Genomic DNA, 10,560 nt, shown 5'->3' with positions numbered 1-10,560 from the left:
CGGCCCTGCGCACCCATCTGGAGGAGCACTGGGACGGTCAGGTGCTCTGGCACATCTCCGACGAACCCCACGAGGAGCAGCTCGCGCTCTACCGGGCGGCGAAGGCGCAGGTCGCGGACCTGCTGGAGGGCGCGCAGGTGGTCGATGCGCTGAGCTCCCTGGCCTTCGCCGAGCGGGGCGTGGTGGACACTCCGATCGTCGCGACCGACCACGTGGGCCCGTTCCTCGAGGCCGGGCGGCACCCCTGGGTGTACTACTGCGTGAGCCAGAACCGGGAGGTCGCGAACCGCTTCATCGCCCTGCCCTCGGTGCGCAGCCGAGTGCTGGGCCGGCAGCTGTTCGCCCTCGAGGCGCCGGGCTTCCTGCACTGGGGATACAACTTCTGGTGGTCCCAGTTCGCACTGCGTCCGATCGACCCCTTCGAGGACACCTGCGCAGGCGGGCCCTTCTACGGCGGGGACGCCTTCGCCGTCTACCCGGGGCCCGACGGCACGCCGTGGCTCTCCCTGCGCCACCGGGTGTTCGCGCAGGCCATGGCCGATCATCGCGCGCTGACCTGGCTGGCCGAGCTCACGGATCGGCCGACGGCGACGGCGCTGATCGACGAGGGAGGGACTCTGACCTATTCGTCCTTCTCCTACGACGTCCCGCAGCACCTGGGCGCTCGCCGGGCGGTCGACGCACGGATCCTCGACGCGCTCGCCTGAGCGCGACGCGCCGCGGCGCTCAGACCTGCGGCGCCGTGCCCCCGTCGTCGGAGGACCGCAGGATCTCGTCGAGGGCGGGGTCCTCCTCCTCGGCTGTCATGCGGTCCTCGTCGCGATTTCCCTGTTCGGCGGCGGTCGCGTCGTCGCCGCCGCGGGCCAGGTCGCCGTCGAAGCCGTAGCCGTCGGCGTTGCGGGACTCGGGGCCCTCGGCGACGACCCTGTCGGTCTCCAGGGCGTCGTCGATGCTCACCTCGCCGGGCTCATCCTCGCTGGTCGCGACGATCTGCTCGAGATCGGGGTCCTCGGCGGAGTTCTGCGGCTGGGTCATGGGTCCTCCTGTGTCGGTCGGTCGACGAGCGGGTCAGCGGAGCGCGTCGATGATCGCCGCGTTGAAGGCGTCGAGGTCATCGGGCGTGCGGGAGGTGATGAGGCGGAAGCCGGCGGAGTCGTCGACCACCACCTCCTCGTCGGTCCATCGTCCGCCCGCATTGGTGAGGTCGGTGCGGATCGTGGGCACGGAGGTGAGCTCGCGGCCATCGGCCAGCCCGGTCTCGACCAGGAGCCAGGGGGCGTGGCAGATCGCCGCGACGGGCTTGCCGTCGGCGGCGAAGGCGCGGACCAGGAACTGGGCGGTCTCGTCCGTGCGCAGCGCATCGGCGTTGAGGGTTCCGCCGGGCAGCACCAGCGCGTCGAAGTCCGCGGCCTTCACGGTGTCGTGGGCGACGTCGACCGGGATCTCGGGGCCGGGGTCGCGGTCACGCTCGAGCGTGGCGACCACGCCCGTCTCCGGAGCGGCCACGGTGACGCGGGCTCCCGCGTCGCGCAGGGTGGCCAAGGGGCTGCGGATCTCGTCCGTCTCCGTACCGAAGTTGCTGCTCAGCAGGAGGATCTTGCGTCCTTCGAGGGTGGCGTTCATGGCGTCTCCTCTTCTCGGGGCATCCGTGCGGCGACCGTATCACCGCGGCCCCGCACGGCCCTGACCGATCGGACGACGAGGCCGCCACGGACGGATCCATGGCGGCCTCGGGCGTCACTGCGGGAGGGCGCTCACCCCGTGGGGCGCGGCGCCCTGCCCTCCGGGCACGCTGCTCAGCCCTCCGGTCGCGGCGGCACCGGGCCCGGGCCGGTCGCGGGCTGCTGCGCCTGCGCCTTCTCCAGCTTCGCGAGCTGACGGGCTGCGGCCTCGCGACCGCCGAGTCCGAAGGCGAGCATCGCCGCGGCGGCGGCACCGATCACGAGCGCACCGAAGGCCATCTCGATGATCGAATCGGCCACGCCCATGGACTTCAGGCCCATGGCGACGAACAAGATGATCACGGCCCACTTCACGATGGTGCCGACGGTGCCCTTGAGCACCTTGCCGACGATCATCGCCAGGAAGAAGCCGGCGGCGATGATCGCACCGCCGAACAGGACGTTGCCGCCCAGCTCGAGGATCTCCGAGAGGATCGCGGTGATCTGCGGGAAGCCCAGCGCCTGGGCGCCCATCACGGCGAAGAACAGCACCACGGCGATCTCGACCACGCGCAGCACGGTCGGGGTGGCGGAGGAGCCCTGCGGGAGGATCTCCTGCTTGGTCAGCCAGGCGTCGATGCCGGAGCTCTCGAGGATCGGGCGGAACAGGCCGGAGACGAAGCGGGCCACGAGCACGCCGATCCCCACCAGCACCACGGCGGCGAGGATCTCGGGAACCCTGGAGGCGGGGGACGAGGGGGACGCAGCGCCCGCCTGGGCAGTCTGGCCCTGCGGCGCGGCCTGGGTCTGCGCATCGGGTCGACCGGCGCTGGTCACCCCGCCGGTGGCCCTGTCGAAGCCGGACTGGGCGGTGCCCAGCAGCTTTCCGAAGTCCACGGCGTTCAGAGCGGTCGTGATCAGTGCGCGCACGATCTTCGCGATCGTCAGGCAGAAGACGAAGACGGCACCGATGATGTTCGGGACGACGCCGAGGCCCTGTTCGAGCATCGAGATGACGGGAGAGAGCACCTGCGAGTGCTCGAAGATCCCGAGGATGATGATCAGGCCCAGCAGCCAGATCACCATCGAGGCGATGGTGCCGATCGAGCTGCCAAGGGCGGCGCCGTCCACACCGGGCCGACGCAGGGCCGGGATCTTCTGGGTCAGGCGTGCCATGCCCTTCTTGACCAGCATGGCCAAGATCGCGGTGATACGAGGATGACGACGGCGGCGAGGATCTTCAGTCCCAGCCCCGCCCAGTCGAAGTTCGATAGTGAATCCACAGGACCCTCCGAAGGCCGAGGGGAAGTCGGTCACCGATCTCCATGGCCGGCGCTGAGGATCGCCGGGCGGTCGTCGGCCGAGGAATCGTCATGGTTCCTCCTCGCCGAGCATGGCCTATGACCTACGTCACGTCCAGAATCGCTGGTGGCGGCGGTTCGTGCCCGCTTCTGGGATGTCCCGATTGCCCGACAGCTCCCGCTTCGCGATGCCCCGCCGGACCCGGCGTCCGCCCCTGCGCGAGACGATGACCTCAGGTTCCGCAGAAGGTCAGGAAGTGCTCCCCGCCCGCTCCGGGGCCCTCGAGGTGCGCATGCTCGGGGCGCCGTTCGAACGGGCGGCGCACGGCTTCCAGCATCGTGCGCACCGGCCCGAGATCCCCCAGGTGCGCGGAGCGCAGCGCTGCGTCGAGGTGCACGTTGCGCGGGACCAGCACGGGGTTCACGCGACTCATCGCCGAGCGCGCGTCATCGGCCGACGACCCCTGGCCCCGCAGCGCCTCGCGCCGCCGACGCCACTTATCGAACGGCTCCGGCTGTGCGAACAGCGCGGCCGCCACGTCCTCGCCGAGTGCCCGGAAGAAGGCCGTGTGGTCCACCCGCTGCGCCTCGAGCAGGACGAACAGCTCGGCGCCGAGCTCATGGACGGCCCCCGGGACCGTTCCGGCATCCTCGCCCAGCGGGATCCCGAGCTTCGCCGCGAGACCCCGGCCATGGGCCTCCCGGAACCAGCCCTCGAAGCGTTCGAGCACCGCCGTGGCCTGATCGACGGCCGTGTTCGGATCCGCCCCCAGCAGCGGCACCAGGGTCTCGGCGAAGCGGGAGAGGTTCCACAGGGCGATCCCGGGCTGGTTCCCGTAGACGTACCGGCCGCCGCGGTCGATCGAGCTGAACACCGCATCGCGACGGTGGACATCGAGCACGGCGCAGGGGCCGTAGTCGATCCCCTCCCCGGACAGCGTCATGTTGTCGGTGTTCATCACGCCGTGCACGAAGCCGAGCAGCATCCACTGCGCGACCAGCTCCGCCTGGGCGCGGGTGGCGGCCTCGAGCAGGCCCAGCGGGCCGTCGGCCCCCGGGTGGTGCCTCCGGATCGTGAACTCGACCAGCCGGTCGCGCACCTCCGGGTCCAGGTGCCAGGCGGCGTACTCGAAGGTCCCCACCCGCAGATGGCTGGCGGCGACCCGCACCAGCAGCGCGCCCGGCTCCGGGGTCACGCCCTGGCGGGGCGCGATCTGCTCGCCGGTGGTGAGCACGGCGAGCGCCCGGGTGGTGGGGACGCCCGCGGCGTGGAGCCACTCGCCGATCACGGCCTCGCGCAGCATCGGACCGAGCGGCGCCTTCCCGTCCCCGCCGCGAGCGAAAGGTGTGCGACCGGCGCCCTTGAGGTGCACGTCGCGACGTCGTCCGAGGGAGTCCTCGAGGTCGCCGAGCAGCACGGCCCGGCCGTCTCCGAGCTGCGGGTTCGGACGTCCGAACTGGTGCCCGGCATAGACCTGCGCAGTGGTCCCCTCGAGCTGGCCGGTCAGCACGGCCATGCCCTCCGGCCCGCGCAGCCACTCGATGCCGAGGCCGAGCTCGGCGGCGAGCTCCTCGTTCAGCCACGCCAGCTCCGGGTGCGGCGGTGTCTCCGCACGCCAGGGCACGGACAGCTCCGGGAGCGCATCGGCATAGGTCTGCAGGAGCTCTGGGGTCGAGGCGGCGCGGCTGTCCATCCTCCGAGTCTCCCACCCTGGCCCTTGACGGCCCTCGCGGTGGAGACGCAGACTGGTCGCTCACATTGTGCAACCCCCTTACGTAATCACGGAGGAGGGTCTCCGGATCGAGAGGGAGCGATGCGCACCGCACCTCCGACCCCCTCCGCACTGCGCCGCGCCAACGCGCGGGACTGCGTCGTGGCCCTGCGCGATGCCGGCACGGCGATGACCCTCGCCGAGCTCGCCGCCGCCACTGGACTGTCGCGCCCCACGGTCGATGCCGTGCTCGAGGACCTGGCCGGCACCAGCACCGTGACCCCTGCCCCCGCGGCCGCCTCCGGAAGTGCCGGGCGGCCCGCCCGACGCTTCCGCTTCGACCCGTCCTCCGCCGCCGTCGCGGGCCTGGACCTCGGCGCTCACAGCATCCGCTGCCTGATCACCGACGCCTCCGGGCAGGTGCTGGCCCGGGCCGAGGTCCCCTCGGCGGGCACGGACCCGCTCGCCGCACTCGAGCGTGCCGTCGACGCGACGGGCATCACCCCGGATGCGATCGGCGTCGCGGTCCCCGGCATCCTCGCGCCCGACGGCCGCATCGCCCGCAGCCTCGCCGTCCCGGCCCTGGACGGACTCGATCTCGCCGGCACCCTCGCCGCACGCCTGGACCGCCCGGTCGCGGTGGAGAACGACATCAAGCTCGCGGCCCTGGCAGAGCACCATCTAGGCCCCGCCGCGGACAGCATCGTGCTCCTGCAGCTCGGTCACCGGATCTCCGTCGCCGTCGTGCTCGCCGGCGTGATCCTGCAGGGCGCGCACCGTCTCGCAGGCGAGCTGGGCAGCCAGCGCGGGATGCGCTGGACGAACAGCTCGCAGCGCGGTCGGCTCACCTGGTCCACCGGCGACGACGCCCGGGAGCTGATCGAGCGCGCGGCCGACGGGGACCCGGCCGCGGCGGCGGAGATCGAGGAGTTCTGCGCACAGATCGCCCCGCGGCTGGCCACGGTGCTGCTCACCGTCGATCCCGAGCGCGTCGTCGTCGGGGGCGGGCTCTCCCGCGCCGGGGAGACGCTCCTGGCGCCGCTGCGGCGCGCCGTCGGCCGCCTGCTGATGACCGAGCACCCGCCCGAGCTGGTGCCCGCGCACCTGACCACCGACGGGGCGCTCGTCGGCGCGCTCGGGCGGGGATTCGCGCACGGCTCCTCCCGGCTCAGCGGCGTGCCCGACGTGCCCGCCCCCTGGCGCACACTCCACGCCACCCTCGCCTGACCGCGACCACCTGCCACCGACCGCCCCTCGCCCCACACCCGCCGTTCCGGAAGGATCCTCATGACCGCCGACCTCTCCCTCGGATTCAGCTCCTACAGCTTCCACGCGAGACTCTCCACCGGGGAGATGACGCTTCCCCAGGTCATCGACTGGGTCGCTGCGAGCGAGGGCGAGCACCTCGAGCTCGCCTCCCTCGGCGACGACCCGGAGTCGCCGATCCCGAACATCGCCTCCGATCCGGCCTACGTGGACCGGATCCGTGAGCACGCGGCCGCCGCGGGCGTCCCGCTGACCAGCCTCGCCCTGGGCGCGGACCTCTCCACCGGGGACCCGGCGCAGATCGAGCGGGTCATGCGGCACGTGGATCTCGCCGAACGCCTGGGGATCACCCGGATGCGCCACGACGTGGTCGGCCACGCCGGCGTCGAGGGCGACGACACCCCGCTGTTCGAGCAGGTGCTGCCGCACATCGTCGCCGCGTCCACCCAAATCGCGCAGTATGCCGCGACCAGGGGCATCACCACGAGCCTCGAGAACCACGGCTTCTTCGTGCAGGCCGCGGACCGGGTGCGCCGGATCGTCCACGCGGTCGACGAACCGAACTTCCGCACCACCCTGGACGTGGGCAACTTCGTGTGCGTCGACGAGGACCCGGCGGCGTCCGTCACCCAGAACCTCCCCTACGCGATGGTCGTGCACCTCAAGGACTTCTACATCCGCCCCGCCGACGCCGCCCCCGGCGCGGGCTGGTTCCGCAGCCGCGGCGGGAAGCACCTGCGCGGCGCCGTGCTGGGCAGCGGAGACCTCGACCTGCGCGCCGTGGCCCGCGCGATCCTCGACTCCGACTACTCCGGCCCGCTCGCGCTCGAGTTCGAGGGCTGGGAGGACCCCCTTCTGGCCTGCGAGCGCGGGATCGCCTTCGCCAGGACCCTGTTCACCTGACCCTGCTCCTCCGACCCTGTTGGCCGTGCCCCGCGTGCCTGGCTCCACCACTCGACCCCACCACCCAGCCCCACCACCGAAGAGAGACCCCTCCATGACGAAGTTCCGAGTCGGCGTGATCGGCGCCGGCAGCATCGCCCAGTCCCATCTCACCGCGTACTCGCAGAACGCCGACGTCGAGCTGATCGCCGTGGCCGACATGAACCTCGAGCGCGCACAGGCGGTGGCGGACCAGCACGGTGCCGCGCGCGCCTATGCCGACCCCCAGGAGCTGCTCGAGGATCCGGAGATCGACGGCGTCTCGATCTGCACCTGGAACAACTCCCACGCCTCCTGGGCGATCGCCGCCATCGAGGCCGGCAAGCACGTGCTCGTCGAGAAGCCGATCGCTCGCACCCTCGCCGAGGCCGAGGAGCTCCAGCGGACGGTCGAGCAGAACGACCGGGTGGTGCAGGTGGGCTTCGTGCGCCGCCACTCCCCCAACTGTCAGGTGCTGAAGTCCTTCATCGACGCGGACGAGCTGGGCGAGATCTACTACGCCAAGGCCAGCTGCCTGCGCCGGGTGGGCAACCCCGGCGGCTGGTTCGCGGACAAGGAGATCTCCGGGGGCGGTCCGCTGCTGGACATCGGCATCCATGTGCTGGACCTGTGCTGGTACCTGATGGGCTCCCCGAAGGTGGTCTCCGTCAGCGGGAACACCTACGACAGGCTCGGAAGCCGCGGGAACGTGACCACGATGCCCAGATACAAGGCGGCGGACTACGACCCCGACCGCAACTCCGTCGAGGATCTCGCGAACGCGGTGATCCGCTTCGAGAACGGCGCGTCCCTGCTGCTGGACTGCTCGTACTCGCTGCACGCCACCAAGGACTCGATCGACGTGTCGGTCTACGGCGAGAAGGGCGGCGCCGTGCTCGAGCCCGCCCTGCAGATCGCCACGGAGATGCACGACTCGGTGGTCAACATCGAGCCGCAGATCGCCTCGCGCACCTTCGAGTTCGGGGTCGGGTTCGCCGCGGAGATCCAGAACTTCGTCGATGCCTCCCTGGGCCGCGCCGAGTCGGTGGCCCCGGCATGGCACGGGGTCGAGATCGTGCGGATCCTCGAGGCGATCTACGAGTCGGCGCGCAGCGGCCGCGAGGTCGAGCTCGCCTGAGCCGGTGGTCGGAGGCCGTGGCCGCCCGGGAACCACTGTCCGACCTCGCCGTTCTGTTGACTTAGTGACCTGGGTCACCGAGGCTGGTGTGGTGCGGGTCGACGGCAGATGCACCGTGGCATCGCGGACCGCGCAGGGCGAGGAGGCTCATCGATGTCCAGCAACCGGGCGGTCGCGTACAAGGGTCCAGGAAAGGTCGAGGTCATCGACATCGACTACCCCAGCTACGAGCTCCAGGACGGGCCGGGGGTGAATCCGGACAACGTCGGCCGGAAGCTCCCCCACGCCGCGATCCTGAAGGTCGTCACCACGAACATCTGCGGCTCCGACCAGCACATGGTGCGGGGCCGCACCACCGCTCCGAAGGATCTGGTGCTCGGGCACGAGATCACCGGCGAGGTGATCGACACCGGTCCCGGTGTCGAGTTCATCCAGAAGGGGGACCTGGTCTCGGTGCCCTTCAACATCTCCTGCGGCCGGTGCGAGATGTGCAAGACCCGTCGCACCGAGATCTGCCTGAACGTGAATCCGGACCGGCCCGGCAGTGCCTACGGCTACGTCGACATGGGCGGCTGGGTGGGTGGCCAGGCCGAGTACGTGCTGGTGCCGTACGCGGACTGGAACCTGCTGAAGTTCCCGGACAAGGACCAGGCCATGGAGAAGATCCTGGACCTGACCATGCTCTCGGACATCTTCCCCACCGGGTTCCACGGCGCGGTCTCCGCCGGCGTCGGCCCCGGATCCTCGGTGTACATCGCCGGTGCGGGCCCCGTGGGCACGGCGGCGGCGGTGGGCGCCCAGCTGCTGGGCGCCTCAGTGGTGATCATGGCGGACATGAACGCGGACCGCCTGGCCAATGCCGCGAAGTTCGGCTGCGAGACGATCGACGTGTCGACGGAGGATGCGCGAGAGGGCATCGCCCGCATCCTCGGCCGGGAGGAGGTCGACGCCGGCGTGGACGCCGTGGGCTTCGAGGCCCGCGGCCACGGCAAGGATGCGAAGGAGGCACCGGCGACAGTGCTGAACACCTTGATGGACGTGACCAGAGCAGGTGGCGCGCTAGGCATCCCCGGTCTGTACGTGACCGGCGATCCGGGCGGCGTGGACGAGGCGGCGCAGGAGGGCTCGCTGTCGCTGCGGCTCGGACTGGGCTGGGCGAAGGCGCTGTCGTTCACCACGGGCCAGTGCCCGGTGATGACGTATCACCGGCAGCTGATGGAGGCGATCCTGCACGACAAGGCGAAGATCGCCGACGCCGTGAACGCCGCTGCGATCTCCCTGGACGACGCCCCGGCCGGCTACGAGAAGTTCGACTCCGGCGTCGCGACGAAGTACGTCATCGACCCGCACGGCGTGACCGGCAAGGTCCAGCCCGTCTGATCCGCCCGATCCCGGCTGCATCGCCCGCTCCTGCGCCGATCTCGGCGGTCCGGAGCGGGCGATCTGCTGTGCGGGTGACATCCGTGTGAGGGAGGCAAGGTGACGGCAGCGAGCAGCGTCCCTCACACGGCTGTCAGATGTGGGCGTCTGCGCAGGTAGCCCCGCGCAGCACTTCCTCATCGCCCGGTCAGTAGGGCGGGTCGGGGTATTCGGTGGTGGTGCCGGGTGGGATGACTCGGCGGGTGTAGGGGGTGGGTCGGGCTCTGTCCTGGTTGTGCAGTGCTTGTCGGACGCGGCGAGTGCGTTGGTGAATGGCCCAGGCCCGGTCGAGGGTCTTCACGGTCTCGGGGGTGAGGAGGTCCGTGTGTTCCCTGGTCCGGGCACGGAGGGACCCGAGCTTCCAGGTCGTCTCGAGCGGCCCGGCGGGTATGGTGCGGTCTCCGCGGGCAGGGTCGTCCCTCGAGTCGCGGTCGGGGTCGATGAGGCCGGCGGTCTTGAGCTGGTGATGCTGCCAGCACAATCGATGCAGGTTCCACAGAGAGGTCGGTCCACCTCGGGCGGGGAGGTCGTGGTCGTATTCGATGATGTGGTCGTCCTCTGCCGCGAGCACGGTCGATCTCGTGCAGCCCGGTGCGGCGCAGACGGGGTGGCGCAGCCGGAGCTGGAGCCGCATCTGCGCGGTCGGCTGATAGGTGGTCGCATCGACGGGGAGGTGGGCGCCGGTGATCGGATCGGTGAGGATCCGCTGCCAGGTCGCCTCCTTCCCGGCCAGGTCCCGAGCGAGCTCCGCCGGGATCGGGGTCATGCCCTCGAGCATCGCGGGCGAGCCCTCCATGCCCAGCAGCGTCGTGACAGGCACGGTGACCAGGAGCCTGAACGGGGTGCGGGTCTCCTGGACCGGGTCGATGTCGAGGATCGAGTGGGTGAGGATCGCGTATCGCAGAGCCCGCAGTGAAGCGGCTCTGCCGAGGTCGCGGAGGGACTCGTCGATGTCGAACGGGATCGGCCCCTCCGTCCCGTCCTCGAGCATCGCCCGTTGGGCCTTCTGGACCGTGCGCGCAGCGAGATCGAGACGGTGGGCGAGGCCCTTGATCTCCAGGATCGGGCCCGTCACCAGCAACGACGCGGTCCCCGCCTCTGGATCCACGCCCACGACCTCCACATCCCTGGAACTGGAGGGC

The 10,560-nt window shown here is 70.9% G+C and carries 9 protein-coding genes and 1 pseudogene; 5 read left to right on the top strand and 5 right to left on the bottom strand.

Annotated elements, in window-relative coordinates; all coding sequences use genetic code 11:
* Nucleotides 1–707 (top strand): DUF4091 domain-containing protein (locus VF289_RS08555; RefSeq protein ID WP_330883071.1); only part of this gene is annotated, 707 nt, incomplete at its 5' end.
* A gap of 19 nt (nucleotides 708–726) precedes the next feature.
* Here VF289_RS08555 and VF289_RS08550 read toward each other — a convergent pair.
* From VF289_RS08550 to VF289_RS08535, 4 genes are all read right to left on the bottom strand, one after another.
* Entirely contained in the window at nucleotides 727–1,035 is a 309-nt protein-coding gene (locus VF289_RS08550) for a hypothetical protein (protein ID WP_330883069.1), read from the bottom strand.
* Between the two features lie 33 nt (nucleotides 1,036–1,068).
* Nucleotides 1,069–1,623, bottom strand: a complete 555-nt coding sequence (locus tag VF289_RS08545) for a type 1 glutamine amidotransferase domain-containing protein (RefSeq protein WP_330883068.1) — start codon at nucleotides 1,621–1,623, stop codon at nucleotides 1,069–1,071.
* 173 nt (nucleotides 1,624–1,796) lie between these two features.
* Nucleotides 1,797–2,837, bottom strand: coding sequence for a mechanosensitive ion channel (locus tag VF289_RS08540; protein WP_330883066.1), 1,041 nt, complete (start codon nucleotides 2,835–2,837; stop codon nucleotides 1,797–1,799).
* A 358-nt stretch (nucleotides 2,838–3,195) separates the two neighbouring features.
* Nucleotides 3,196–4,656, bottom strand: coding sequence for a protein adenylyltransferase SelO (locus VF289_RS08535; RefSeq protein WP_330883064.1), 1,461 nt, complete (start codon nucleotides 4,654–4,656; stop codon nucleotides 3,196–3,198).
* Between the two features lie 120 nt (nucleotides 4,657–4,776).
* On the opposite strand from VF289_RS08535, the gene VF289_RS08530 reads away from it, so the two are divergent.
* The 4 genes from VF289_RS08530 (at nucleotide 4,777) to fdhA (ending at nucleotide 9,379) form a co-directional block, all read left to right on the top strand.
* Nucleotides 4,777–5,901 carry an ROK family protein gene (locus VF289_RS08530; RefSeq protein ID WP_330883062.1) on the top strand — a complete coding sequence of 375 codons (1,125 nt, stop codon included), beginning with the start codon at nucleotides 4,777–4,779 and terminating at the stop codon, nucleotides 5,899–5,901.
* A 60-nt stretch (nucleotides 5,902–5,961) separates the two neighbouring features.
* Entirely contained in the window at nucleotides 5,962–6,843 is an 882-nt protein-coding gene (locus VF289_RS08525) for a sugar phosphate isomerase/epimerase family protein (RefSeq protein WP_330883060.1), read from the top strand.
* A gap of 94 nt (nucleotides 6,844–6,937) precedes the next feature.
* Nucleotides 6,938–7,999 (top strand): Gfo/Idh/MocA family oxidoreductase, encoded by a 1,062-nt coding sequence (locus VF289_RS08520; RefSeq protein WP_330883058.1) that lies wholly within the window; start codon nucleotides 6,938–6,940, stop codon nucleotides 7,997–7,999.
* Between the two features lie 153 nt (nucleotides 8,000–8,152).
* The gene (gene fdhA / locus VF289_RS08515; protein WP_330883056.1) at nucleotides 8,153–9,379 is read left to right on the top strand and encodes a formaldehyde dehydrogenase, glutathione-independent; all 1,227 of its coding nucleotides are present in this window, start codon (nucleotides 8,153–8,155) and stop codon (nucleotides 9,377–9,379) included.
* A 187-nt stretch (nucleotides 9,380–9,566) separates the two neighbouring features.
* Here the strand turns inward: fdhA and VF289_RS08510 are convergent.
* Nucleotides 9,567–10,560: pseudogene (locus tag VF289_RS08510) on the bottom strand (HNH endonuclease signature motif containing protein); the annotation flags it as partial.

This window comes from Brachybacterium sp., assembly GCF_036379615.1.
Taxonomy (GTDB): domain Bacteria; phylum Actinomycetota; class Actinomycetes; order Actinomycetales; family Dermabacteraceae; genus Brachybacterium.
This window is presented reverse-complemented; position numbering and strand designations above follow the sequence as displayed.

Coding starts and splice junctions, on each gene's coding strand:
- fdhA (WP_330883056.1), top strand. CDS start 8,153: ATGTCCAGCAACCGGGCGGTCGCGTACAAGGGTCCAGGAAAGGTCGAG.
- VF289_RS08535 (WP_330883064.1), bottom strand. CDS start 4,656: ATGGACAGCCGCGCCGCCTCGACCCCAGAGCTCCTGCAGACCTATGCC.
- VF289_RS08520 (WP_330883058.1), top strand. CDS start 6,938: ATGACGAAGTTCCGAGTCGGCGTGATCGGCGCCGGCAGCATCGCCCAG.
- VF289_RS08530 (WP_330883062.1), top strand. CDS start 4,777: ATGCGCACCGCACCTCCGACCCCCTCCGCACTGCGCCGCGCCAACGCG.
- VF289_RS08525 (WP_330883060.1), top strand. CDS start 5,962: ATGACCGCCGACCTCTCCCTCGGATTCAGCTCCTACAGCTTCCACGCG.
- VF289_RS08550 (WP_330883069.1), bottom strand. CDS start 1,035: ATGACCCAGCCGCAGAACTCCGCCGAGGACCCCGATCTCGAGCAGATC.
- VF289_RS08540 (WP_330883066.1), bottom strand. CDS start 2,837: ATGGCACGCCTGACCCAGAAGATCCCGGCCCTGCGTCGGCCCGGTGTG.
- VF289_RS08545 (WP_330883068.1), bottom strand. CDS start 1,623: ATGAACGCCACCCTCGAAGGACGCAAGATCCTCCTGCTGAGCAGCAAC.